Here is a 25,881-nt window from a genome sequence, read left to right on the forward strand (position 1 = left end):
CCGCGGGGCGTACTACACCGCCCGATGTCACACAACCGGGCCTTCTGCCACCAACAAGCACGCCTTGAAGTGCCCCGGGTTTTGTTCCTAGGCGTTTGCCCTGATTTTCATTTTCTCTGATGTGCTGGCGTTGTGCCAGTACTCGTTCTCAACCTCGACCGGGGGTCGGTAGTCGAGGGCTTGGTGGAGACGAGCCTGGTTCCACCAGGTCACCCACTCGAAGGTAGCGATTTCAACCTCGAGCACATCACGCCATGTACGGGTATGGATGAGCTCGTTCTTATACGAGCCATTCACATTCTCAGCAAGCGCGTTATCGTAGGAATCCCCAACCGTCCCGGTCGATGCACTGATGCCCGCATCGAGCAGGCGCTCGTTATACACAATACTGACGTACTGCGATCCGTGGTCTGAGTGATGAAGCACCCCGACAGTTTCCTTCGCGCTGACGATCGCTTGGTTCAACGCCTGTAGTGGTAGCGCTTCGGTGCGCATGGAATCTGATAGCGCCCAGCCGACGATCTTTCGCGAGAACACGTCCGTCACAAACGCCGCATACACGAACCCGGCGCGAGTGCGGACATACGTGATATCCGCGACCCACAGCCGATTCGGGCAAGGAGCACGAAATTCACGCTGGACTAAATCTGGCCTGGTATCTTCCCTCCGGGCTTTGCGTGTCGTGATCGGGGAACGCCCCTTACCCTTGCCCGATACTCCAGCTAGGCGCATGAGCCTCGCGGTTTGTTCCCGACCGATCTGAATTCCGCCACGGCGCAAGGCATGCCACATTTTCCGCACACCGTAGACGCCGTAGTTGCGGCCGTGAACGTCTCGAATGTGTTCCACAAGGCCAGCATCACGAACACTGCGCGTACTCAGTCCACGGGCTTTGGATTGGCGATAACCACGCGAAGTGATGAAACCGCCAACACGGTGAGTATTCAACGTCGTACAAATGAACTCAACCGAAAAACGATCACGATACTCATCAATAAATGTGATCATTTCCGACGTTGGGGGTCGAGTTCCGACGCGAAAAAGCCGACGCAGCCTTCAACAACTCGTTCGTGTCGCGCAATTCTTGAACTTCACGCCTAAGCCGAGCATTCTCGACTTCGAGATCCTCCGGCAAACGCTCAACAACGCGCCCTTCACGCCTGGCTGCCTGCGTCCATTGACGGGCAGTGTGCCACGAAACACCCAGCTTCGGGGCAACCACCTGACACGCTCGTTGCAGCGAGAGTCCCTCAGCAAGGATCCGATCCTCCACCAACCGCACAACACGATCTTTCGCTTCCTGATCAAATTTCTTCGCCATAATCCAGATTTTCCCATCTACTCAAACGGAACAAAACCTGGGATTCTTCTATATTTGTCAAGCGGGTATTAAGAGCGTGTGTTGGGAGTTGAGTGTGCGATATACTCGCCGAGCGATGTAGCGTTTGAGACATCGTCGAATTTCACGGTTGGTTTTTCCTTCTTTTTGTCTTTTTGCGACGTATTTTTTCGTTTCTTCGTCGTGGGTCATTTTCACAATAGCGACCATGTGTAGCGCGCTATTGAGTTTACGATCTCCTCCACGATTGAGACGGTGTCGAACCGTGTTGCCTGATGATGCTGGGATTGGATTGACTCCAGCAAGCGAGGCAAATTCTGCCTCCGTTTTGACTCTGCCGTAATGTGACCACGCGACAAGACACTTCGCCGCACTAACGACACCAATGCCTTTTTCTTGCAGCAATGGTGCAGCTTCACTGATCTGAACAAGGCCTGCAAGCTCACGCTCATTGTTCTCAAGCTCGCAATCGAGTTCAAGAATCTGGCGAGCAAGCCTTTTTGCTTCGGCTCTGGCAACTTGTATCTCGATATCCTCTCCACGCATTCGCCACGAGGCAATGTGCTTGATCTGTGTACTTGATAACGTGCAACGGGCATCGACGCCCAAGGGATTACTACGCACAAGAGCAGTCAGCGCGTTAACGCTGCGGGTGCGCTGGCCTGCCAGTAATTCTCGAGACGTAATAAGGATTCGAATTGCTTGACGAACCCCACTTCCCAGACGAGGCCGACGTAATTTATCGACAGGTAACCCAAGGGCTGCTCGCGCAATCCGCGAAGAATCCAATTCATCGGTTTTCCCTGAACCGTAGCGATGTTGGTAATCAACACGAGGTGCTTCAGCAACCGATAAATTGTTAGCCAGCACCATGCCAGTCAAAATAGCGCCGTAAGAGGAGGTGCCTTCAATCACCCACAAAGTTTCTTCGTGCGAGCGGGTGTTTTTAAGAACCCAACTCATCGCGCGTTTCATTCCTGCCGCAGTCGTGGGAAACTTCTTCGAACCCAAAAGCTCTCCGGTAAGCGAAGCGAGAACTGAGTAAACATGATGGCGAGCGTGAGTATCAACACCAACGACATACGGGTGAACATCAGCGACAATAGACATAGCGGTTATCAACCTTCCCTTATATGCGAAGACAAACGACCGTTAGGCCGATACCGATCTAGGAAGGAACCACGGGCCCGACCCCCCTTCCTTATCGCCGCAACCAGCATCACGCTTGCATCAACATTCATGGCAGGCAGGGGATACCTTGTTTGGCAGTATTTCCTCCTCGTGCCGCTATTCCTCACTCTTGCAATCCTCATCGGATGGATCAACGCCTACCTCTTTACCCATAGTGCCGTTGGCGTCGTGTTCTCAGGACTATTCTCCCTTTTCATCTCTTTCTACCTCATTCAAAGCGCTGTTGAGTCCAACGCCTGGACCCAATTCGACTGGTCCGCCTACACCCAACTACTTGCTGTCATCACGCTCGCTACCGGAGGAATCCTCGCGCGCCGCTGGGTGCAAGAGCAACGAATCGCCACTCCCCTTGCGTGGGGATCGCTATTCGCTGTCGTCGCATATGTATGGCTAAGCGGTTATGCAAACCTACAGACTCTTCCTCGAACCGCAGACCTCCAGCCTTCCTGCGCCGAGAGCGGGCCAGACACTGTGTGCGTGTGGCCTGAGGACGCTTACAAATTGCCCACGCTCACTCAGTACGCTGCCCGTGTCCGCAGTCTTGATCGAGCTCTCGGCACGAAAGCAAACCCTGCCCTCTTTGCCGAGCCAAATATTCCACAGGTGATGGCAAATGTCGATCGCGACGGTAACTACCAAGAAAGTCAACGTTTCTATCAGATTTATCCGGTCGGCGCCGAGCCACATGACTGGGTGGGGGCTCGCGGATTTGTTCTTAACGATTTTCTCATATGCGATGAGTCCGCAAGCCGGGTGCCTCAGGAAGAAAGAATCGCGAACAACTTTACCGTCTTAGACCTCCTCACGAATTGGATTTATGGCGATCTCACTTATGACGGCTACTCAAACGAGAGTAACCAACACGATGCACAAACCATTGGTAGCAAATTAGCCAAACTCTCCCCCGACGAACAGTTCACGCAGTTGGGCCACATCATTGATCATTTTATTCAAACCTGCGAGGTATCTATCAATGACTAGCTATCCAATGTCAATTAACGCCAGTAATCTCTGCCAAGGGTACGGCCGAGCGGACGTTCTCCATCACCTTTCTTTTTCTCTCGAGGGCCCCGGAATAGTTGGGCTACTCGGCCCAAATGGCGCAGGAAAATCTACCCTGATCAAAACACTAATTACCCAATACCCACCGCGCTCAGGAAATCTGCATGTACGAGGCACAGACGTTCACGACAAGAAGGCCGTACGCGCGCTACGCCAACAGCTTGGATACTTGCCACAGAATCATCAAGCAGACAGGTCTTTTACAGCCCACGAATTCGTCTCATATGCCCTCTGGATGCGCGAATACGATAATGCTCTTATCGCTTCTGCCGCAAGCACCGCATTAGATAAGGTCGGGCTCATTCAAGACGCACACACCAAGCTTTCGAAGTTCTCCGGCGGAATGTACCAACGTGCTGGGATTGCGGCAGCGATTGCTGGCGAGCCTGCAATCATCGTTCTCGATGAACCAACCTCTGGGCTCGATCCCCAACAACGGGCCCAGTTCCGTCAGGTTTTAAGATCGTTGACCGATTCCCTGTGCATACTCAGCACGCATTTGATCGAAGATGTGCACGTTCTCGCTGACACCCTCCTCGTCTTAAACGACGGTATCGTCACCTATTGTGGCCCTACGCAGTTCCCCGAATCGGCGTCGGTCGAAGACCTGGAAGCACACTATGCAGCGCTCTTGGGATAACAGAACGGCATCGCGCTCTCCCCACGTACTGTTCTTGCAGATCCGGCGCGCTCAGCTTCTAACAGTCTTGGTTATCGGCGTGAGTGTCCTCTTTTTCGCGCTGATCCCGGTGTCCTACGGGATTCCTCCTCTGAATAACGTGAGAGAAACTCCTGTTTTCAGGGTGTTGCCAGCCGTTGTCGGGATCTTGTGCGCTTCGAGCGTTAATCCTATCGGATCCGATCAAGAACTTCTGCGCGGATGCCGCGCCCGGAACTTGCGCAGCGCGCTGCCCTTCCTGTTGCTTTTTCTTGCCTTGGTCACCATCGCTCTCACTGGCTGGCTGTTCTCTCTTGTTTATCCAGACCAAGAGGTCCTTGGGGTCATTGCGCCGATGCTGACAAGCACGGTCATTTTTACGGCCGTGGGAATCATTTCTGCATGCTATCTAACGGGATCATGGCAGGTAATCCCCACAGCGGCCCTTTTCCTCGTACTCGTAGGGTTTGGATTCCAGACTTTCATTACCCCTTATGCCTGGAATATTTTCTTCCACATATCCGCACCTATCGCGCTCATCGCGGGTTTGAGCGCAGTGCTGGCGTTCCTAGCGCTGAGACATAGGTACTAACTCTTCGCCACATCGTCGATTGTGCGCTATCGGGCGGTCACATCCTTCGGGTTCACGCGGTAAGACACGGGCACGCCGAGAATCTCAGCTGTACGCCGCAAGTCTTTGTCCATTTGATCCTGTAGCTGCTCGACCGATGCCATTTTCATCATGGGACGCACGTAATCGACGAAATCAATAGCGATCTCCTCCCCGTACAGGTTGAGGTCGCTACGGCCGAGGACGTGTGCTTCAACGGTACGTTCGTCACCGTCAAACTGCGGGTTCGTCCCAATCGAGATCGCCGCCGGAAGGTGAATCGTTGCCGTGGAGTCGGGAACCTTTTGGACAACCCAGCCTGCGTAAACGCCGTCACGCGGCACTTCCCCAACGCCGGATCCTGGCAGGTTAGCGGTGGGAAAGCCGAGTTCACGCCCACGTTTAAAACCATGCTCCACGACGCCACGCAACCGGTGTGGACGCCCGAGAATCTTGGCTGCCTTGCGCACGTTACCGGCGTCGAGCAATTCGCGAATCCAGGTCGAAGAATATCGGCGCCCAGAATCGCCCCCGAGGTCGTTGATGAGCGTCACGTCAACCCGTCCGGCGAGGTGCGAGGCGAGCAGGGTGCCGTCTCCAGCGTTACCCTTACCGAAGCGGACATCCTCGCCCACGACGACGGCCACGGCCTTCAGCTTTCCTACCAGTTCGACATCGATGAAGTCCTCCGGGCTTGTCTCGGCGTAGCCCACATCGTACTTCTGCACGACGACGACGTCGATGCCGGCCGCCTCGAGCAGGTCGAGGCGATCTTCGAGTGTCGAGATGAGTGGAAGGTCCACGTTGGGTCGGTGCACGTGGCTGGGATGCGGATCGAAGGTTAGAACCACCGACTGCGCGCCGCGTTCTTCAGCCTGGGCCACCGTTTCGCGCAGGATTGCATGGTGGCCCTTGTGCACGCCGTCGAAGATGCCGATTGTCACAACGGAAGGGCCGAGGTCGTATTCCTCGGCCGATGAAAAGATCTTCATCTATTTTCCGCGCAAGCCCAGCTGGCGGCGCCCGCCAGAAATGTCGTCCGGCGCCCCCTGAGGGGTCTTATCCGTGCGAACACCGTGGTGCTTACCCTTCCCACCACAGCCGCAACCGCCGTGGCCGGCATGCCTTGCGCCGTGACCGTGTCCTCCGCCGCAGCGACCATGGCCCTTGCCGTGTCCGCCGCATCCGCATCCAGTTTGTTCAGTCATGGTATCCATCTTAGCGGACTCCTCCGCCAAAGCCTCCGCCAAATGAACCCCCGCCTCCGCCGAAGGACGCGCTCCCGCCCCCACCAGTCGAGGCCGCGGTCACCGCACTGTCGACGTTTGCGGTCAACGAATGGGCGTAAAGCATTGCCGTGGGCGTGATGGATGTGGTGGCCGCCCACCTGGGATCAACGAGAGCGAACTGCTGAGCTACCTCATCGGCAATGCCGAGGAAGCCTGCCCACACCATGTATTGGTCCCACAGCATCACGTTCATCGCCCCACGCTCATTGAGTAGGGAGAAATCTGTCAAGTAGTTCTGCAGGGCGTCGATGCGGCGGCTGAGTTCCTGCCCCCTGGCGGTTAACCAGTCATCGGATATCCTCGTCCCCAGCACTGTCATCTCACGCTCGACGCAGTAGCCACTACGGCGCAGGAAGGTGAGAGAATGTTCATCGACGTCGTCACCCCACTGGTCGATACCGGAATCATCATCGAGCTCTGCTATGTAATCGGAGACGTCACCCGCATCGAGGATGCCGTCCTTAGCTGCCGCGACGAGGAAATCCCAATAGCGTTGCTGGAGTGGCGACATTCCCGCCGGCACGCCCACCAGTGTGAAGGCTTCGTCATCACCGGGGACCGGCCGCAGTGCACCCTGCCTAATCCACTCAAGCATGTAGGCGGTTGCAAGGCCGGGCATCGGCTCGCTGACCAGCTCAACGACGTCCTCGAGCGGACCGTCATAGGGTATGTCACGCCAGTATTCCCCCTTGCCCGCGCCGGGCTTCTTGGTCAGTTTAATCAGGCCTTCTTCGGCTGCAATCCGCTTCTCCACACGACTTTGAGCGACCCCATGGATCGCAGCCAAGCCAAGACCGAAGACGCCTATCACTCCAAGGAAGCCAAAGAAGATCTTGCCGAATAGCCCTAGTTCTTCATCGCCGCTCCAGTCCGAGCCCTCCTTGGCACGCTCTTGAAGCGAGGCGGCCGTCTCGTCGAGCGTGGCCTGCGACGTAAAGGGCGCCGAGTCAAAGATCGCCAGCATCACCATGTAACGATCACTGGTGATCTCAGTGTTCGTAGTCGCCTTCAGCGCTGCTGGCTCGATCGCCGTCGTGCCATCGTAGCCGAACCCCCACACGCGCGAGTTTTCGGCGGAAAATTCCACACCGACGTCGTTGGTCAAGGAGATGTGCACCGCATCGGTCGGTGTCATGCCGCGCGGGATGAACTGCCAGTACACCGCTTGCGCGCCGTCGCTGAGGGTGTAGACAAAGTTCGTCACCGTGTACGTCATGACGGCCGTATGCGTGCCGTACTCCCCGAAGCCAAACGCAAGCTCGTACCCGTCGTCCTTCTTCACGACGCCGGACTGCCCGGCCTTCTCCTCCCTGCTGCGTTCCACGTCCCACTGGCCGATGTCGGTCAGCGGCTGACCGTCGAGGATCACAGAGAAGTCGCGGATATCGGACTGCCCGAGGTTGGCGATCGAAATGTAATGCTCGGTGCCCTCGGTGGCCTCGAAGGTGCGAGTGTCAGTAATGAGAGCACTGCCGTCTGCCTGAATACGGGCGACGATGTCGATCGAGGCGATCGTCGAAGCATGCGCCACTTGCGTGGTAACAAGGCTGAGAAAGACGAGCGAGACTATCGCGACGATTCGCTTCATGACCAGCTCGGCATCTCGCTCTTCGACCCAGTGTTCTCGAAGTATGTTTCAGGCGCGAATCCAAAAAGCGCGGCGACGATCATCGAAGGGAACTGGCCGCGGTACCGATTGAGCATGGTGACAGCGTCGTTGTAGAACATGCGCGAGTGACGCACGTTGTCCTCGAACCTCGTCACCTCGTTCATGGCCGACTGGTAAGTCTCAGATGCGCGCAGCTGCGGGTATGCCTCCGCCAGCGCGTTGAAACGACCGAGCACAGTGCCGAACGAGACGTCATCGGCGGCAACGTCCGCTGGAGTTGAGGAGGGACGGAGCGGGGAACGGTCCTTGGTTACAGCAAGCAACGTTCCGGCCTCGTGTTCAGCGTATTGTTTGGCCGCTGCAATCACTGACGTCAATGCATCCCAGCGCGATTCGATCTGGGTGGCAATCTGCCCCATCGCATTACGCACGTTCTCGCGTAACGTCACAAAACGGTTATACGTGAGAATGAGCCACGCCATGAACACAACGATCAACACGGCAACAACAGCAAGAACAATGAATGGTGTAGACATACTTCGATTATCCCACCTTCAGCCGAGCTACCTGATCGTAGGTGCGAGGGAGAAGTCCCCGATGAACCAACAGTAGGTGAAGAGGAGGGAGACCTCGGCACCAAGCGGACGCGGCGAGGTCGTGTCGGCTTCGGTGACGACGAGAGTGCCCACAGCCGTCTCAAGCTCATATTCCATGTGTGTACGGGCAAAGATCGAACGAATGATTCGTCCAGCCAGCATGCCCTGATCCGGCTCTCCTATCGCGATCGTTTCGGGTGGGACGACGACGTGCGCGCGGCTCGGCACAAGCTCCTGAACACGTGGCAAGGCTAACCACGTGCGACCGAACTCAACCTTCGCGTGGTCAGGGCCGACATGGGTGATCTTCCCATCCAAAATGTTCGCAATCCCCATGATACGAGCGACGAAGGCCGACGCAGGGCGGCGATAGACCTCCGTCGGAGAGCCGATCTGGACGATGCGACCACCGTCCATCAGCGCGATCAGATCCCCGAGGCGGCAAGCCTCGTCGACGTCGTGAGTCACGTAGATCGTGGCGAGCTTGTTGCGCCTCACCTGCGCGACGATGTCGGTCTGTATCGCACCACGAAGTGGTGGGTCGACGTGAACGAGAGGTTCGTCCAGAAGGAGTATCCGTGGCCGGCGAACAAGCGTGCGGGCGAGTGCGACCCGCTGAACCTGCCCGCCCGATAGGTGTCCGACAGGAAGGCGGGCAAGGCTGGAAATGTTGAGTTGAGCGAGCGTGAGATCCACCAGATCACTGCGGCGGGAGTCCTTCATCCGAGCGTCATCCAGCCCAAAGGCAACGTTCGACCACACGTCATGATCCGGGAAGAGCATCGATTCTTGGAAGACAGTACCCGTTGGGCGAAGATGCATGGGCAGATCGGTGATATCGCGATCCCCCACGAGAATTCGCCCCGTGGAGGCTACCGCGCCCGCCACTGCATGGATGAGTGTCGATTTGCCACAGCCAGATGGGCCAACGACGGCAAGAATCTTGCCCTCGTCGACACTCAGGCAGATGTCGTCCAAAATCTTCGGGACGCTGAGATGATCAATGACAAGTTGCGAGGTTGTCACAACTTCCTCCTCACGTGATGCCACAGCACACCTGCCATGGAAAGAAGCGCCATAATGAGGGCGGCCGTGACCACGCTTACCGCAAATGCCTGCCCATCCTCCGCCGCTGAAACATGGTCGATAATCGCGAGCGGGGCTATGGATAGCTTGCCTCCCAGGTCGATGAAGATGGCCGGAGCACTGCGGGTCAGAACAAGGCCAGTCAAGAGCGCCAGCGCCACCGTTAGGGAGGGGAAGATGACCGGGATGAGCTCCACGGCCATACGCAGGCGGTAGGCGCCGGCGTCGCGCATCTCGCGTACCAGCGGATCGACGCGTAGCCGAATGATGATGATCATCAGGACGGCCATCGGCAGAGCCAATAGCAAGTACGCAAGTGCCACGCCGACGAGGCCCTGATAGATGGAGTCCACACCTACGATGGGCGGCACAATCCGAGTTCCTGCGAGCTGGAGCCAGTCGCGGTGAAGCGCCCAGACCAACACGCCGCCCGAGATCTGCGCCGAGAGCGCCACCGCGAGCGCCACGTAGACGCTCGCACGAAGCCCACGCCGCCCCAGCGGAGCAGCAACCACGATCAGCCCGGCCAACATCAGGGCAATGGTGACGACGAGCAGCAAGACGCCCGTCGTCGTCGTGAACATGAGCGAAGGTTGGGGCCTCGCCAAGTGGCTGACGATGACGCCCACCAGCGAAAGAACGCCGATCCCGAACGCAACAGTAGCCCAGCCCCACCACCATGTAGTGGGCGGGCGGAGATGGCGCGGTTCGACCCTCCGCAACCGGGCCGTCAGCGCCTTGCTCAGCGGAATAGCCACAAGCGCGGCCACGCCGATCGACATGATCAGGGCCGATGCCGCAGCTCCTGGCCTATTCGTGGCAATCCCCGTGAGCACGTCCGAGGCAAAATACCTCTGCGGCCCGCCAAAAATTAGCGTCAATGAGGGATCCGTTAACGCAAGTAACGCAACTACAGCGCTTGCCATCGCAAATCCGCGCACCACGTTCGGGGCAAGAAGCCGGATGGCTATCGTCGTAGCCCTCATCCCAAGCGCCCGCGCCTCGACCATGTGCCGGTCCGAGACCGCCGAAAGCGCCAAGACCACGATCACGAAGGCGACCGGCTCGAGAGCAACCGCGTTGGCCACTATCACGATTGCGGGGCCATAGGGATTCATGCTGAAAGGCCCGTACGTCAGCGCCAACGCCCAGGTGACCGGCGGAAACAGGAAAGGCAACGCCGCACAGATGAAGGTCAGCCCCCGCCCCCGGCCCAAACGGAACGCGAGCGCCATGACAGAGCCGGCGACCGCCGCGAGGACTCCCGCGATGAGAGAAAGGGTACCGCTTCGAAGAAGCGGCCCCAAGGGGCTATCTCCTGCGAAGTAGATCTCCTCCTCCCACATCCGGATCAGCTCGGCGCGGTGCCTGCCCGCCTCGGCGATGTTCTCGCCAAAGATGGGGGTGGCGAAGCTGTCGAGTTTTGTTCGCAGGTTCCCCTCCAGCGCCGCCGACGTCGGATACTGATGCGAGGACGTGGCGCTGACGCGCTGGCCCCTATCGGACACTGCGAGGCTCAGGAAATCCTGAGCAAGGTCGGGCCTTTTTGTGCCGGCGAGCAGGCCCACCGAGCCAATCTCGAAGCCCGTGCCATCCGCGAAATACACAGCATGAACCGGAGCACCCGCCGCCTGCTCAGCTAGGCAGTAAGAATCGAAAGTGACTGCACTTGGTAGGCGACCGCCCGCCACGAGTTGTGCCGGCACCGTACCCGACTGCGTGTAGGTGCCCACGTGGCGCCCCACCGCCGCATAGTAATCCTTGGCCACGGCAAGCGAACCGAGGCGCTCGTACTGGCTCCACAGAAAGGTTGCGGCCGTGCCCGACGTCGACGGGTTGGGCATCGCGATTGCCAAGTTTGAGCCAGCCAGCTCCTCCCACGACGCCGGGGCGACGACGTCGTCCGCGACGCACAGGCTCAGGACTCCCCCATACACGCCAAACCAGCGCAATTGCGGGTCTTTCCATCCGCTGGGGATGGAATTGGGTGGTTCACTGCTTGCCGGACGTAAGAGGCCGTGAGCGGCGGCCTCCGTGTAGGCCTCGGCCGGACCGCCCATCCACAGATCGAATTCTCCGTGCGAATGCGGGGAGGAAATGTGGGCCAGTGCCTGTGAGGTAGGCATGCGCACGACCAAAACGTCAACGTCTTGTTCGCTTTCAAAAGTGCGGGCGACTGCCTCACACGCTTCGGCTTTGTTCGAGCACAATACGGCCAGATCGGGCGCAGAGGCGCGGGCCGAGAGCAACGCAAGCAGCGCAAACGCCACCACCACGGGGATCGCGACAAGCGCGGGCAGGTGGCGGCGGAGCCAGCGGGAATTGCGCAACATAGGAAAGAGCATAGCTGCCACCGAAGTGACAGCTATGCCCGGCCCATCTTCTATTCGGCGCTCGTCGCATTCATGCGAAGCAACTCTTCACGGGCTTCCATCATCTTCTTCTCATCGCGTCCCACAATCATCATGAGGATGAAGGCAAGTGCGACGACGACCGTGAGCGTCGCGTACGTGAAGTTCCAGCCGAAGGAGTGGATGAGGATGCCGACGCCGGTTGAGGCCAGCGACGCGCCCAGGAGGTAGCCGAACAGTCCGGTAAAGCCTGCTGCCGTGCCCGCCACCTCACGCGGGGACAGGTCGATGGCCTGCAGGCCAATGAGCATGACCGGGCCGTAGATCAAACCACCAATGACGGCGATGAGAACGTAGAAGACCCAGATCGGCGCGGTCACCGGAAGCTGCCAGTAGGCGATGAGGGCGATACCCACTCCTGCGAGGAAGAGCATGCCCGCGCCCGATCTCCAGCCCTTGAAGACCTTGTCAGAGAGCCAGCCACACAGGAGGGTTCCCACGATGCCCGCGAGCTCGTAGATCGCAAAACCGATGATTCCGGTCTTGATGTTGGCGCCGTGGATCACGTCGGTCAGGTAGACAGGGATCCAGCTCAAAACGCCGTAGCGCAAGGTGTAGACGAAGACGTTGGCAATCGCGAGCAGAACGATGACGCGGTTGGTCAACACGTGCTTGAACAGCATCGTCTTCCACGACATGCCCGAGCCAACGCTCTCAACCTTCGCCGGATCGTTACGGTACTCCTCGATCGGCGGCAGGCCCACGGCCTCGGGCCGATCGCGAATCATGAAGAAGATGATGACTGCGATCAGGAGGGCGACGTAGCCCGGCACGCTGAAGGCCGGCGTCCAGTCGGACTTCGAGGCGGCGAAATTATCCAGTGCCCATACGGCGAGGAAGCCCAGTCCGGCCCCGCCAACGTTATGAGCCGTGTTCCAAATCGAGGTCATCCAGCCACGCTCGGTTGTTGAGAACCAGTGCACGAGCACGCGGCCCGACGGGGGCCAGCCCATGCCCTGCGCCCAGCCGTTGATGAACATGACGGTCGCAAAAATTCCTACGGATCCCACGATTGAGGGGACGAAGGAAATAATAATGTTAATGATTGCCGAGATAGCCAAGCCGATCGGCATGAAGTAGCGGGCGTTTGCTCGATCGGAGAGCATGGCCATGAAGAATTTCGACAGGCCGTAAGAAAAGAGCACCGCGTTGGCAACGATGCCGATGCCCACGGTGTTCATGAGCTCGTATTCCTTGAGGAGGCCGGAAACGAGCGAGACGTTGTTTCGGATCAGGTAGAAGGCCGCGTATCCGATGAAGATTCCCATGAACACCTGAAAACGCAGGCGCTTGTAGGTGGATTGGATACGACCTTCTTCAAGTCGAGGGGCGGCAGGTGGCGCCGAGAGGACGCCCATTCCGCCAGATGCGTGTGCCATTTGTTCCCTTTCACAAAAACGCGTCGTTGCGTTGATGTGTCGATAGTAAAAAATGGCTGGTAACGGCCGTGGCCAGCGCTGGTCACACTCAGTGACCGGGCTGTTACTTTTCTTCTGCCTTCTGGAGCGCTATCGAGTACCCCTCGCCGCGATGGGACCGAATCACGACGCCGACCCCGGACTTCTCCAGCGTCTTGCGCACGCGATATATCGCCGTCTTGACCATTTCGCGCCCGCCCGCCGCTTCGCTGACTCCCCATGCCTCGTTGAGGAGCTGGCGATGGGTGGCGACGTCGCCACCGTGACGCATGAGCGCTGCCAGCAGGCGGACCTCGGTGCCTGAAACATTCAGTTTGCGCCCGTGCCAGGTCGCCTCGAGGAAGTCCATATTCACGGCGAGGCCACCCAAGCGGTCGCGTTCATCTTCGGCGGGGAAGCTACGGCGAAGGAGCGCTTGGGCGCGCAACGCCAGCTCCTGGGGCGAAAACGGCTTCGTGAGGTAATCGTCGGCGCCAGCTTCGAGGCCCTCGATGCGGTCCTCGACGTCCGAGCGGGCAGTCAGCAGGATAATCGGCAGGTCACTCTGAGCACGGATCCGGCGGGTAAGTTCAAGTCCCGATCCATGGGGCAGCATAATGTCCACGACAGCGAGGTGAAACTCGTAGGTGGACATGTGGCGCCAGGCCTCGGCGACGCTCGCAGCGCTGACGCAGGTAAAGCCTTTCGTTTCGAGGGAAAAGGCGACGATGGCCAGCATTTGTGGCTCGTCATCCACGACGAGGGCGCGTGGCTTCATTGCTCTCCCCTTTCTGGATGTCCCTGTGGCAACACGACAACGATTGTCGTCCCGATGTCCGGCCTTGAATCGACCATCATCCTACCGCCGTGCGCATCCACGATCTCCTGCGAGACGAGCATCCCGATGCCTGAGCCCGGGCGTCTGCTGGACCCTGTGGCGAAGGCGGTGAAGAAATTCTCTAGGTCCACGCTGTCCATGCCGTTGCCGTGGTCCGTCACCTCGAGCAACGCTCCTCCGTGCTCTGCCTGCGTGACCCGCACATGTACCCCGTCTTCGCCCTCCGCGTGGCGGATCGCGTTGTTGACCAGATTCCACACGAGCTGCCGAATGAGCTGCTCATCGGCATACAGTGGCAGTATCCCTCCACGCACGTCAACAAGAATTGGCACGTCCGTCGTTCGCCGTAACGACTGCGCCGCGTGCGCGACGACGTCACGGATATCCACCAAGTCCGATCTCAACCGGAGGTTTCCATCCTTGAAGCGACGCTGAACAAGAGAGTTCTCCGCAATGCCAATCGCCTGCTGGGCGTTGTCAAAAATGGTGTTGACGAAGCCTTCTTGGGTCGGATTCAGCGGGCCAGGACTACGTCCGATGAGGAGCTCGGCGGCGGCCTCGATAAGCGACAGCGGGGTTCGGATCTCATGAGCGACGACGGCCGGCTGGCTCTCGTAGCGTTTGACCTGCGCGGTGGCCGCGGCTAGGTCTCCGGCGAGCCGACGGTTGCCCACCGCAAGATAGCCGATGGCGCCCGTGGCCAGTACCGCACCAACGATCACCGCGATCATAGCGTCAGTTGCAAGTCCGGCTTAAGCTTGCCCGCACGCGGGGACACTAGGGCCACGGGCATGTCGCCGAGGAAGGTTGCTGCCGGCCATTGATCGATGTTCCTACGCATGGCAATAAACAGGCCTTGGCGCAGCGCCTTCGCTTCGCTTTCGTCGACCTCGATCACGGGGAAAACATCCCTGCACACCTGCGCCATGGACGCAACCGGCAAGGGCTCATCCCTCTCGAGGATTTCCTTGAGCCGGGACACCGAATGTGCGTCTGCCACATCCCAGTCTCCCACATGTGTGCGGCGTAGCGCGGTCAGGTGGGCGTCGGTGCCAAGGCCACGGCCCACGTCACGGGCAAGAGCGCGCACGTACGTGCCACTCGAAGCGCGTACCACGGCGTCAAACTCCGCCACGACAGCCAGCTTGTCCCCGACCCTGGCCTCGCGCCGTGTCACGGGCGACGTGCGCGCAAAACGAGCCACGTGGATCGGGCGCGCCTCGAGTTCCACCTGCGCACCCTCGCGTACCAGATCGTGCGCCCTCCGGCCGTCGACCTTGATCGCGGACACCGTGGAGGGCACCTGCAAGATCTGACCAGTCAGCGCCGCCAAGGCGGCGTCGATTTCGGCGTCCGAGGCCATTGCAGGATCCGAAGCAAAAAGCTGCCCCTCGGCGTCGTCGGTGCTCGAACCGATGCCGAGGCATATGCGTGCCTCGTAGGTCTTATCCGCGCCGATGATGTACTGGATCAGCTTCGTCACGCGCCCGGTGGCAACGATCAGCAGGCCCGTCGCCATCGGGTCGAGCGTCCCGCCGTGGCCCACCTGACGGGTTGCCCCGAGGCGGCGAACCGCCCCCACGATGTCGTGGGAGGTCACGCCCTTGTCCTTGTCGATCAGAAGCAGTCCCTCGCACGGGCGCGAGCCGCGCGGCAGTTCGCCCCACGGCTTCGGACGCGCCTGGCGGGCAAGGGCACGATCGCGGTTGTGCTGGCGCCCCTTCGGCACTACTCGACCTCGGCGGCTGAGCCCGCCTGCTCGGCGTCGGCTACCTCGGTGGCGCTACGGTAGGGATTCGCGTCACCCACCGGAACAGCGCCCGCGGCGCGCTTACGGATGTCCTCGTCACGCTTGCGCGCAGCAGCCAGCAGATCCTCCATGGTTCGCGAAGACTCCGGCAGCGAATCAAGCACGAATTCGATCGTCGGAGTCAAACGCAGCCCGAGCTGCTTGCCCACCGAGGAACGAATCATGCCCTTGGCGGACTCAAGAGCGTGGGCCGACTGGCGGCGCACCTCGTCCGAACCCATCACCGTGTAAAAAACGCTGGCATGCTGAAGATCGCCGGTCACGCGCACATCCGTGACCGTGACCATGCCCAGGCGCGGGTCCTTCAACTTCGAATCGATCAGACGCGCAACGATCTGGTGGATCTGGTCGGCTACTCGGTCAACACGTGTATTGGCCATGACACTCCTTTGCTTGTAACTGTCGCCCATCCTACGCGAAAGCAGGAAGGCATCGAAAAAGTGCGCTGATAGCACAGGCGCCGCCCTTCGGTAGAAGGGCGGCGCCCGCTAGCGTGTCTTAATCGCGAGGCTTCTCGCGCATCTCCCATGTCTCGATGATGTCGCCCTCGGCGATATCGTTGTAGCCGAGAGTGATACCACACTCGTAGCCTTCACGAACCACCGTCACGTCATCCTTCTCACGGCGAAGCGACTCAATCGTCAGGTCAGGAGCGACAACGACGCCGTCGCGCACGAGGCGGGCCTTGTGGCCACGGTTGATCGTGCCAGAACGGACGATCGAACCGGCAATGTTGCCGAACTTGCCCGAACGGAAGACCTGGCGAATCTCGGCAGTACCGACCTCGACCTCTTCGTAGATCGGCTTGAGCTTGCCCTTCAGGGCGGCCTCGACCTCGTCGATCGCGGAGTAGATGACGTTGTAGAACTTCATCTCCACACCCTCCTGCTCCGCGAGATCCTGGACGCGCTCTGCCGGGCGGACGTTGAAGCCGATGATAACGGCGTTGTCCACGGTCGCCAGGTCCACGTCGGACTGCGTCACAGCACCAACGCCACGGTGAATGACGTTGAGCTCGACCTCGCCCTGGCCCACCTCGATATCGAGGAGGCTGGCCTCGAGGGCCTCGACAGAACCGGAGGAATCACCCTTGATGATGAGGTTAAGAGTCTCGACCTTGCCCTCTTCGATCGCGGCCGTGAGATCCTCAAGCGAGATGCGCTTGCGGCGCTTGGCTAGGGTCGCAGCTCGCTTCGCCGCCTCGCGGCGCTCGGCAATCTGGCGTGCCGTGCGGTCGTCGTCGGCAACGATGAGCTGATCGCCAGCGCCTGGAACCGAGGTCAAGCCGAGAACCTGCACCGGACGGGACGGGCCCGCCTCCGTGATCGTGTTGCCGTGCTCGTCGATCATGGCGCGGACGCGGCCATAGGCCGTTCCCACGACGATCGAATCGCCGATGCGGAGTGTGCCGTCCTGAATGAGGGCGGTGATAACCGAGCCTCGGCCCTGATCGAGCTTGGCTTCGATAGCGACGCCACGGGCCGCCTTGTCCGGATTAGCCTTCGGCTCAACAAGGATGTCCGACGTCGCCACGACCGTGGAAAGCAACTCACCGATGTTGGTGCGCTGCTTGGCCGAAATATCGACGAACGGAATATCGCCGCCGTACTCCTCTGCCACCAGCCCATATTCGGTCAGCTGGGCACGAACCTTGGCCGGGTTGGCTCCGTCAACATCAATCTTGTTCACGGCAACGACGATCGGCACTTCAGCCGCTTGGACGTGGTTGATCGCTTCAACGGTCTGCGGCATGACGCCGTCGTTGGCCGCGACCACGAGGATCGCGACGTCGGTGACGTCGGCACCACGCGCACGCATCTGCGTGAACGCCTCGTGGCCAGGGGTGTCGATGAAGGTGATCGAGCGGCGCTCGCCCTCGACGTCAACGTGCGTCTGGTAAGCGCCAATGTTCTGGGTGATGCCGCCGGCCTCGCCCATCGCCACATCCTCGTTACGAATCGCGTCGAGAAGCTTCGTCTTACCGTGATCAACGTGCCCCATGACAGTCACCACCGGCGGACGCTTGACCAGGTTCTCCGGATCCTCGTCCTCACGCTCGGCCTCAAGGTCAATGTCGAAGGACTCCAGGATCTCGCGATCCTCATCCTCCGGGCTCATGATCTTGATGTCATAGCCCAGCTCGGCGCCGAGCAGCTGGAACGTATCCTCATCGAGGGACTGGTTAGCAGTCGCCATCTCGCCCATGCGGAACAGGACAGTCACGAGTGCCGCGGGATCGGCGTCGATACGCTCGGCGAAGTCCGCCAGCGAGGAACCTGCGCGGACGCGAACAGTCTCACCGTTGCCGCGGGGCACCGAAATGCCCGCAACCATCGGGTTGAGCTGCTCTTCCCACTCTTGCCTCTTCATGCGCTTCGACTTGCGGCGGCCACCGCCACCGCGCTTACCGAATGCGCCGGCGGTCGAACCGCCACGTGCCTTGCCGCCCGAGCGGACAAAGCTACCGCCACGCTGACCTGCGCCACCGGCGTTGTTCCCAGCGTTACCGCCGGCGCCCGGACGTCCACCGCGACCACGGCCACCGCCGCGATTCGCATCGGTCTGCTTGATGTGCTCAGGCATCATGTTCGGCGACGGACGGGGACCGCCGCTCTGCGGGCGCGGTGTGCCCGGCTTCTTCGAGCCATCGGCCGGCTTGCCCTCGTTGCGCATTCCCTGCTTGGGTGCGAACGGCGAATTGCCCGGACGCGGGCGTCCCATGCCCTGCTTGGAGGCGAACGGCGAATTACCCGGGCGGGGCCCGTTACGACGACGCCCCTGAGGACGAGGCGGCGCCGCATCGCGCGCGGCCTGGGCAGACTTGGCTGCCTCACCCGGCGTAGCCATCGGGCGGCCCGGCTTCGGCGCGGGCTTCGCGCCCGGCTTCGGCGCACTGACGGCAGGGGTGGCCTTGGCCTGCGGGGCTGCCTCCTCTACCGGTGCGGCTTCGGCCGGTGCCGGCGCCTCGGGCTTGGGCGCAGGCTTCGGACCGGGCTTCATCCCCGGCTTGGCGGCAGGCTTGGGCGCCTCAACGGATGCCTCAGCTGCGCTATCAGCCGCAGCGGCCGGAGCCTTCGCCGCGGGCTTCTTAGCCTCGGGCTTAGCGGCTTCCTCCTTGGCAGGCTTCTTATCCACCTCATCGGGATGCTGTTCAAAATATTCGTGCGCCTTACGCACGACGGGGGCCTCGACACTCGAGGACGCCGATTTAACGAATTCGCCATTCTCCTTCAGCACTTCCAAGAGCTTCTTGGACGTCACGCCGATTTCCTTGGCGAGTTCATGTACGCGGACCTTTGCCACATTTCTCCTTTAACTCGGGTCCGCGCGCTACGGCGTCAGACCTCTTGCAGACAGCTCATCGCTGGGTACTCATCGGGTGCCCATCGGCTTTCTACCCGCTTTCATCTCTCGGGCTGGATGCCCACTGCTATCGTGTCCAGCCAAGCTTGCACAGGCTCAGTATTCACCTCACCCCGGAAGGCCCGATTGAACGAACGTTTCCTCAATGCCAGCTTGACACAGTCGGCGGCGGGATGAACCCACGCGCCACGTCCCCCGGCAACACAATCAGAATCAGGGAAAGCAACCCCATCCTTGACTGCGATACGCAGAAGTTGGTCTGCATGCACTACACCGCCACATCCGATACATGTGCGCTGCCGGTTGGGTGCGCGAGATGACGTTGTAGACATACCTGATCTAGTCTAGCCGAACGGCGCCCGTGCAAACACGGGCGCCGTTCGTGAGTTACCTCAAGTATTAGCCGTTCAGCCTTCCAAGTGCGCCCCGCGCGTGTCCTCGGATTCCTTACGGATGTCAATCGACCATCCAGTCAGCTTTGCCGCCAAGCGAACGTTCTGTGCCTCCTTGCCAATCGCCAACGACGTCTGGTCGTCCGGGACAATTGCGCGTGCCTGGCGAGTATCACGGTTGAGAATATCAACGCGTGTCACCTTCGCAGGCGAAAGCGCGGCGGCAATGAAAAGCGCGATGTCGTCGTCGTAATCAACGATGTCAATCTTCTCCCCGTGCAACTCCTGAGTGACCGCACGTACGCGATGGCCGTTAGGGCCAATACACGAACCCTTCGCGGCAACGGTCGGATCATTCGACCACACCGCAACCTTCGACCTATGCCCAGCCTCACGAGCAAGCGCAACAATCTCAACCACGCCGGCCTCAATTTCCGGAACCTCGGTGGCAAACAGCTCGCGCACAAAGTCCGGATGCGAACGCGACAAGCGGATCGACGCTCCACGCGGGCTTACATTAATATCCAAGACAAGAGCACGAATCAGATCGCCATGCTTAAAATGCTCGGTCGCCACCTGCTCCTCAGCACGCAACAGGCCCCGGTTCTCGCCGAGCTCCACGAAAAAGTCCCGCGACTCATTCGATGAATGCGCAGTCGAATCTACCGTGCCTGCGACAATCTTGCCCTGCTTGCCCTGGAAGTCGCCAAGGATACGCGCCGACTCGGCGTCGCGCAGCCGTTGCGCAATGATCGAGCGCGCCGTGGACGTAGCAATACGACCGAAGTCACCCGGCGTGTCATCAAACTCGCCGATGATGTTTCCTTCCTCGTCCTCCTCCGGCGCCCACACAGTCACGACGCCGGTGGAGCGGTTCAGCTCGATACGCGCACCACGGATTGCACCCGGCGCACGGTTGTAGGCGTGAAGGAGAGCCTCCTCGATCGCGCCGAGCAGAATGTCAAGATCAATACCGAGCTCCGACTCAACGATCTTGAGCTCGTTCATCGAGATATCCACGGTGCCTCCTAAAATTCAATCTGGACGTTGGCCTTGACGATGTCCGCGAGCGGAATCTCCCGTTCAGCACCGTCCAGAGCAAGAGTTACGTTATCACCATTAAGGCCAACAACTCGGCCGTTGACCGATTCTCCATCATCAAGAACAACCTTGATCAAGCGCCCCTGCGCCCGCGAAAAATGGCGGGGTTCCTTCAGTTTCCTCTCCGCACCCGGTGTGGAAACCTCAAGATTGTACGCACCCGAGATGGGATCGACGTCATCGAGAATCGCCGAGATCGCACGCGTGGCGGCCGCCAGCTGTTCAGAATCCACCCCGCCTGGGCCCTCGGGCAGATCAATCGTGACCCGCAATGCGGAGTACTTGCCAGCCCGCGTGAGCTTGACGTCTTCCAAGAAGAGGCCCTGCTCTTCCACAGCTGGCCGAATCAGATCGGCGATCTCAGTTTCCTTAGACATGGTGCCAATCCTACCCGCGGCGTGTGGCAGGATAAAGTTATGGCACAACGACGATCCGGCTCCACCTTTACTTTCGTGGGCGCTCTCCTCCTTGGCGCCGCTATCTTCGCGCTTGTCATGGTGGTGATGGGCACACGCCTCGATCGGGATTTCTCCCCTGCCCCGGCCACGAGCCTCGAGGTCGAACGCCAGGACATCGCCGCGCTCGCCCATTCCGTCTCCCATGCCAACGACGCCGAACTAGCCGCCTTCGGCACCGCATGGTCGCAAGCCTTGGGTGGCGTGTGGGTGTCGTGGCCCAGCGGCGCCCCGGCGGGATACACCAATCCGCCCACTCCATCGGTACCAGCAGGTGAAGTGCACGAAACGCTACGGCAACTCGCCGACCGCGCTCTCGGCTCTTCGCTCGGCCCTGTGGCAACCTCCATGGGCATCTCATCGCTTACTCTCGGCGCCGAGACTGACGAGCAGTGCGGCGCGGTCGACCTTGCCACGGTCGCCCGCGCCCTCAACACTGGTGTTGCCGTGACGAACATCGAGACCGCCCGGCAATGGCTCGAGTGGCAAGCTGCCAGCCTGCCACCCGCGGATCGCAAAGCGCCATTGACGCGCGTAGACGAGCTGTCTAACCTCATCGACGGCCAGCTCTCGGCCGGCGCGCCCGATACGCGCCCGGCCATCGCGCCCGAACCGGCCGACGCCAATCACACCGCCAGCGCCTACCGTGTCCTCGTCAACCAGCTCGCATTCTCGGCCACCAGCGCCGACACCTCTGGCCGCCGCGCGATCGCCAGCTTCGTGTGTCACCTCCACAAATACGCGGATGCGCCGGCAATCGATGCGCTTCCTGGGATTACGGCCGACAAGTAAGGCGGTGGGCGGCGCGGCACGTGGCGCGGTGGGCACCCTAGCCTCGCGGCAGGGGGCGGGACGGCACGGTGCTAGGCCGGTCGAACCGAGCGACAGCCGAGCCTGCATTAAACCTGCACTCCAGCACGAGGACCACATGGAACGCCCACACCCCGGGCTCTGACCTTCGAGGAACTCTCGCCTCAATTTGAGCGCTTTGTGCGAATTGGAAGCACGTCCCCATTCAAGGGTGCGTCCTACGATGTGGAAATATGGACCGATCTTCGTATATATGAAGATAGGTTCATATTTCTACATCGAACGTCAGGGTTAGATTACCGAGATCAGTGTCCAAGCGACATTCAAGCCTCACCCAGACCCACACGAGGGCCAAACAGCCGACCCCACACCGCCGATTGGCGCAAATCAGACTCGTTTGCGCACGGGTGGGGCCAGATTCGGTATCGCGAATCCTAAGGCGCCGACGTATTCCGTTTTGGGCTACACGCGCGCCGGTCTGCCCGGTTTTCGGGCCGTACGCCCGATGACTCGTCTTGCGGGCCTGCCGCCCGCCGAATATCCCGGCTTACGGGCCTACCGCCCGCTGGCATGCTCGGCCTGCTCGCCCGCGCACCATTAACCTGACTGCCGCTGTACTAATCTACGCCAGATTAGTACAGCGGCAGTCAGCTTGCTACAGCGCCGACAATGGAGCGTGCTACCGCGGCGCTTTGGTGTTCCCCCGAGAGGTCAGTTGGTGCTACCGCGGTGCTTTCGAGCCACCGCGGTGCTTTCGAGCTACCAGGATGGCGGCCTCGCCGGCAGCGGGCGACCAGTAGCCGGCGACACCAGCCCGATGCCTCAGCCAGCACGAAGGACAGCCCGCGAAACCTTCCACAGGCCCCGGCCGCACCACGCCAGACCGGCCTCAAACCAACCGTCCCACACCGGAGCGCCACAAAAACCGGACTGGCACCGAACCTGGCACCCGCGTAACCGCAGCGGCTATCGGGTGGCCATGAACTCCTTAAGTTCAGCCACGGCGTCGGCGAGCGCGACCTCGCGCTTTTCGCCAGAGCGGCGATCGCGAAGCTCGACCTTGCCGTCCTTGAGCCCACGCCCGACGACCACACCGTAGGGAACGCCAATGAGCTCGAAGTCCTTGAACTTCACGCCCGCCGACACCTTCTGGCGGTCATCGTAAATAACCTCGTATCCCTCAGCTTCAACAGCGGACGCAATCTCCTGGGCGGCCTCGAAGATCTCATCTTCTTTGCCCGTGGCGAGCACATGGACCTGGGCGGGCGCGACGTGTGCAGGCCACGTCAGCCCAAATTCGTCATGGTTGAGCTCAGCCAGCGCGGCAACTGCGCGCGAGACGCCAATGCCATACGAGCCCATGGTGACCACGGTTGCCTTGCCGTTCTGGTCAAGCACCGTCAGATCGAGGGCCTTGGCGTACTTCCGCCCGAGCTGGAAGATATGGCCGATCTCCATGCCGCGCTCGATGCGGAGCGGTCCGGAGCCGTCCGGGGCAAGGTCACCAGCGCGCACCTCGACGGCTTCAATGAAGCCGTCGGCCTCGAAGTCTCGACCATACACCATGTTGAATGTGTGCTTCTGCTCGGCGTCAGCGCCCGTAATCCAGGCGGAGCCGCGCGCCACGTGCGGATCGAGGAAGTAGCGCACCGAGCCCGCGAGCTCACCGTTCTCACCCACCACGCGGTCCGGCGAATTAGGGCCGATGCGGTTGGGGCCGATGTAACCGGGGACGAGCTGCGGGTATGCCTCGAGGTCCTCGGGAGTTGCCATCTCGATTTCGGCGGGCGCCATGTTGGCCTCGATGCGCTTGAGGTCCGCCTCTCGGTCACCGGGCATGCCGATCACGATGAGTTCGCGAGCACCGTCGGGCTGAGTAGCAACGACGACGACGTTCTTCAGTGTCTCCGCCGCGGTCCATGGCTGGCCCTCGCGCGGCTTGACATCGTTAGCGAGCGCGACAAGCGCCTCGATGGTCTTGCAGTCCGGGGTGTCGACGACCTCGGGCGCGGGCACGTCGGAAAAATCGATGGCAGGCAGCGGCGGAGTTGTCACGGCCTCCGTGTTGGCCGCGTAACCACCGTCGGACATGACGAAGGTGTCTTCACCGATCTCGATCGGCGAGAGGAATTCCTCCGAGCGCGAGCCGCCCATGGCACCCGATGTTGCCGCACAGATGACGTAGGGCAGGCCGAGGCGCTGGAAGGTCTTCTCGTAGGCGTCACGCATGATCTGGTAGGAAGCGTCCAGACCGGCGTCGTCGATATCGAAGGAATAGGCGTCCTTCATGACGAACTCGCGGGTGCGCAAAAGGCCGGCACGCGGACGCGCCTCGTCGCGGTACTTGGTCTGGAATTGGTAAAGGTTGAGCGGAAGGTCCTTGTACGAGCTGCACTGGTCCTTCACCGCGAGCGTGAACATTTCTTCGTGCGTCGGGGCGAGAAGGTAATCGTTGTCGCGGCGATCCTTGAGGCGGAACAGGTTCGCGCCGTATTCTTCCCAACGGTTGGTGGCCTCGTAGGGCTCGCGCGGGAGCAACGCGGGGAACAGCATTTCCTGGGCGCCGGCGGCGTCCAGTTCCTCGCGAATAATCTGCTCGACCTTGCGCAACGTGCGCAGGCCCAGCGGCAGCCACGTGTAGATACCCGGCGCGACGCGGCGAATGTAGCCAGCGCGCACCAGCAGCTTGTGGGAATCGACCTCCGCGTCCGCGGGATCTTCGCGGAGCGTCTTGACAAAAAGATTAGACATGTTCAGCACGGGGATAAGTCTAGCCCGCTTGTGGGTCTTTTCAGTAGGCCGATCGTATGTTGTTGACGACGCCGTCCCTCGCCTCACATCCTTCGCTCGCCTTGCGCCCACCCGTTGCTCCGTCCCGACGTGCGGGCCACCGATAGGAGGGCAAGCTATCCAGAGAAGGGCAGGCTGCCCCGAGACGATCAGGCCGCCTAGAGAAGGGCCGGTTGGCCCGAGGAGAGCGAGACACGTAGAAGAGCGCGGTCCAGAGGAGAACTGGTTACCTACAGGAGGACAGTCGAGTACGTCCCCACGGTTTCGAACCCCGCTTTTTCGTAGACGCGCACGGCGGGCAAATTGTAGTCGTTGACGTAGAGCGAGACCGTTGGCGCGATAGTGGCCCGTACCAGTTCGGCGACCTGCACCATCGCAGCGGTCGCGATGCCCTGCCCGCGAAGGTCGGGCGCGGTCCACACGCCTTGGATCTGAGCCACGCCGCCAGCCAGCGCGCCAACGTCGGCCTTGAACTCGACCCGCGGCCTTCCCTCAACCATACCCATCCGGACAAAGGTCAGTCCGCCACGCACGAGGCTGTGGACGCGCTGGGCGTAGCCGTTGCCGTAAATCGTGGGATCGTAGCCCACTTCCTCCATGAACATCGCCACGGAGGCGGGAAGCACAATGTTGCCCTCGCCGATGCGAGCAGCGCGCACGCTTGCATCAGCCATCACACCGCTCCCGCCGCGGTAAACCATCGATAGTTGCCTGTCTCGCACCTCGCGAGGCGGCCCAAAACCACCCTCGAGGCGCTCCCACAACGGCATGACTTGATCGGTTGGCCCCACGAGGGAGGTGCACATTCGCCGAGTATTGAACAGGTGGTCGGCGAGGAGGTCCAGCCCGGCGTCGTCGAAACCGTAGGGAACCACGTTGCCGCCATTCCAGCAGACAGCGGTGAGCGCTCCGGCGTCGTCGAAAAGGCCCAGGCCATGGGCGGGGCGTGCCCACTCCTCCACGATGGGAACGCTCGCGAGAACGGTGGCGACGGGGTCGCGTGACAGGACCTCTAGGGCTGCGTTGCGGTCAGCCCCGGTGAGTCGCCGCAAAACAGGCCGACGCCACCACCTC

23 protein-coding genes are annotated in these 25,881 nt (G+C 60.7%); 4 read left to right on the forward strand and 19 right to left on the reverse strand.

The window, feature by feature from the left end:
* Positions 1 to 87: 87 nt before the first annotated feature.
* Both HLG82_RS06075 and HLG82_RS06080 read right to left on the reverse strand, forming a co-directional pair.
* Positions 88 to 1,321, reverse strand: a protein-coding gene (locus tag HLG82_RS06075) for an IS3 family transposase (RefSeq protein WP_193325989.1) whose coding sequence is annotated in 2 segments (ribosomal slippage) — positions 88 to 1,033 and positions 1,032 to 1,321 — 1,236 coding nt in all. Because the reading frame shifts where the segments join, the coding sequence is not laid out codon by codon here.
* Between the two features lie 57 nt (positions 1,322 to 1,378).
* Positions 1,379 to 2,449, reverse strand: a complete 1,071-nt coding sequence (locus HLG82_RS06080; RefSeq protein ID WP_193325990.1) for an IS110 family RNA-guided transposase — start codon at positions 2,447 to 2,449, stop codon at positions 1,379 to 1,381.
* Positions 2,450 to 2,620: 171 nt separating this feature from the next.
* Here HLG82_RS06080 and HLG82_RS06085 point away from each other — a divergent pair, with 171 nt between their 5' ends.
* The 3 genes from HLG82_RS06085 to HLG82_RS06095 all read left to right on the forward strand — a co-directional run bounded on the left by HLG82_RS06085 (position 2,621) and on the right by HLG82_RS06095 (position 4,842).
* A complete protein-coding gene (locus HLG82_RS06085) occupies positions 2,621 to 3,511 on the forward strand; it encodes a hypothetical protein (RefSeq protein ID WP_193325991.1) in 891 nt (296 codons plus the stop codon).
* A gap of 7 nt (positions 3,512 to 3,518) precedes the next feature.
* On the forward strand, positions 3,519 to 4,232 hold the full coding sequence (locus HLG82_RS06090; RefSeq protein ID WP_255313959.1) for an ATP-binding cassette domain-containing protein: 714 nt from the start codon (positions 3,519 to 3,521) through the stop codon (positions 4,230 to 4,232).
* A 79-nt stretch (positions 4,233 to 4,311) separates the two neighbouring features.
* A complete protein-coding gene (locus tag HLG82_RS06095; RefSeq protein WP_193325993.1) occupies positions 4,312 to 4,842 on the forward strand; it encodes a hypothetical protein in 531 nt (176 codons plus the stop codon).
* A 26-nt stretch (positions 4,843 to 4,868) separates the two neighbouring features.
* Here the strand turns inward: HLG82_RS06095 and HLG82_RS06100 are convergent, their stop codons facing one another.
* From HLG82_RS06100 to rimP, 15 genes are all read right to left on the reverse strand, one after another.
* Entirely contained in the window at positions 4,869 to 5,852 is a 984-nt protein-coding gene (locus HLG82_RS06100; protein WP_193325994.1) for a bifunctional riboflavin kinase/FAD synthetase, read from the reverse strand.
* Positions 5,853 to 6,068, reverse strand: coding sequence for a hypothetical protein (locus HLG82_RS06105; protein ID WP_193325995.1), 216 nt, complete (start codon positions 6,066 to 6,068; stop codon positions 5,853 to 5,855). It lies immediately after the preceding gene.
* A gap of 10 nt (positions 6,069 to 6,078) precedes the next feature.
* Positions 6,079 to 7,737, reverse strand: a complete 1,659-nt coding sequence (locus tag HLG82_RS06110) for a DUF2207 family protein (RefSeq protein ID WP_193325996.1) — start codon at positions 7,735 to 7,737, stop codon at positions 6,079 to 6,081.
* Entirely contained in the window at positions 7,734 to 8,294 is a 561-nt protein-coding gene (locus HLG82_RS06115; RefSeq protein ID WP_193325997.1) for a LemA family protein, read from the reverse strand. The genes HLG82_RS06110 and HLG82_RS06115 overlap by 4 nt, the downstream gene beginning before the upstream one ends.
* Positions 8,295 to 8,321: 27 nt before the next feature.
* Positions 8,322 to 9,380: an ABC transporter ATP-binding protein gene (locus HLG82_RS06120; protein ID WP_193325998.1), complete on the reverse strand. Its 1,059-nt coding sequence runs from the start codon at positions 9,378 to 9,380 to the stop codon at positions 8,322 to 8,324.
* Positions 9,377 to 11,773 (reverse strand): extracellular solute-binding protein, encoded by a 2,397-nt coding sequence (locus HLG82_RS06125; protein ID WP_193325999.1) that lies wholly within the window; start codon positions 11,771 to 11,773, stop codon positions 9,377 to 9,379. Before HLG82_RS06125 ends, HLG82_RS06120 begins: the two co-directional genes overlap by 4 nt.
* Positions 11,774 to 11,823: 50 nt before the next feature.
* The gene (locus HLG82_RS06130) at positions 11,824 to 13,230 is read right to left on the reverse strand and encodes an MFS transporter (protein ID WP_193326000.1); all 1,407 of its coding nucleotides are present in this window, start codon (positions 13,228 to 13,230) and stop codon (positions 11,824 to 11,826) included.
* A gap of 103 nt (positions 13,231 to 13,333) precedes the next feature.
* The gene (locus HLG82_RS06135) at positions 13,334 to 14,026 is read right to left on the reverse strand and encodes a response regulator transcription factor (protein WP_193326001.1); all 693 of its coding nucleotides are present in this window, start codon (positions 14,024 to 14,026) and stop codon (positions 13,334 to 13,336) included.
* Positions 14,023 to 14,817 (reverse strand): sensor histidine kinase, encoded by a 795-nt coding sequence (locus HLG82_RS06140; RefSeq protein WP_193326002.1) that lies wholly within the window; start codon positions 14,815 to 14,817, stop codon positions 14,023 to 14,025. The genes HLG82_RS06135 and HLG82_RS06140 overlap by 4 nt, the downstream gene beginning before the upstream one ends.
* A complete protein-coding gene (truB, locus tag HLG82_RS06145) occupies positions 14,814 to 15,815 on the reverse strand; it encodes a tRNA pseudouridine(55) synthase TruB (protein WP_208585323.1) in 1,002 nt (333 codons plus the stop codon). The genes HLG82_RS06140 and truB overlap by 4 nt, the downstream gene beginning before the upstream one ends.
* Positions 15,815 to 16,276 (reverse strand): 30S ribosome-binding factor RbfA, encoded by a 462-nt coding sequence (gene rbfA / locus HLG82_RS06150; protein WP_193326003.1) that lies wholly within the window; start codon positions 16,274 to 16,276, stop codon positions 15,815 to 15,817. Before rbfA ends, truB begins: the two co-directional genes overlap by 1 nt.
* A 118-nt stretch (positions 16,277 to 16,394) precedes the next feature.
* On the reverse strand, positions 16,395 to 19,199 hold the full coding sequence (gene infB, locus HLG82_RS06155) for a translation initiation factor IF-2 (RefSeq protein WP_193326004.1): 2,805 nt from the start codon (positions 19,197 to 19,199) through the stop codon (positions 16,395 to 16,397).
* A 101-nt stretch (positions 19,200 to 19,300) separates the two neighbouring features.
* Entirely contained in the window at positions 19,301 to 19,591 is a 291-nt protein-coding gene (locus tag HLG82_RS10600; RefSeq protein WP_193326005.1) for a YlxR family protein, read from the reverse strand.
* 75 nt (positions 19,592 to 19,666) lie between these two features.
* Positions 19,667 to 20,671, reverse strand: coding sequence for a transcription termination factor NusA (gene nusA, locus HLG82_RS06165; protein ID WP_193326006.1), 1,005 nt, complete (start codon positions 20,669 to 20,671; stop codon positions 19,667 to 19,669).
* Between the two features lie 8 nt (positions 20,672 to 20,679).
* Positions 20,680 to 21,129, reverse strand: a complete 450-nt coding sequence (gene rimP, locus HLG82_RS06170) for a ribosome maturation factor RimP (protein WP_193326007.1) — start codon at positions 21,127 to 21,129, stop codon at positions 20,680 to 20,682.
* 39 nt (positions 21,130 to 21,168) lie between these two features.
* Here rimP and HLG82_RS06175 point away from each other — a divergent pair, with 39 nt between their 5' ends.
* Positions 21,169 to 21,999 carry a hypothetical protein gene (locus HLG82_RS06175; RefSeq protein WP_193326008.1) on the forward strand — a complete coding sequence of 277 codons (831 nt, stop codon included), beginning with the start codon at positions 21,169 to 21,171 and terminating at the stop codon, positions 21,997 to 21,999.
* Between the two features lie 984 nt (positions 22,000 to 22,983).
* Here the strand turns inward: HLG82_RS06175 and HLG82_RS06180 are convergent.
* Both HLG82_RS06180 and HLG82_RS06185 read right to left on the reverse strand, forming a co-directional pair.
* Positions 22,984 to 24,768: a proline--tRNA ligase gene (locus HLG82_RS06180; RefSeq protein ID WP_193327749.1), complete on the reverse strand. Its 1,785-nt coding sequence runs from the start codon at positions 24,766 to 24,768 to the stop codon at positions 22,984 to 22,986.
* 269 nt (positions 24,769 to 25,037) lie between these two features.
* Positions 25,038 to 25,859 (reverse strand): GNAT family N-acetyltransferase, encoded by an 822-nt coding sequence (locus HLG82_RS06185; RefSeq protein WP_255313834.1) that lies wholly within the window; start codon positions 25,857 to 25,859, stop codon positions 25,038 to 25,040.
* Positions 25,860 to 25,881 lie beyond the last annotated feature (22 nt).

The sequence above is a fragment of the Trueperella pecoris genome (assembly GCF_014926385.1).
GTDB lineage: Bacteria > Actinomycetota > Actinomycetes > Actinomycetales > Actinomycetaceae > Trueperella > Trueperella pecoris.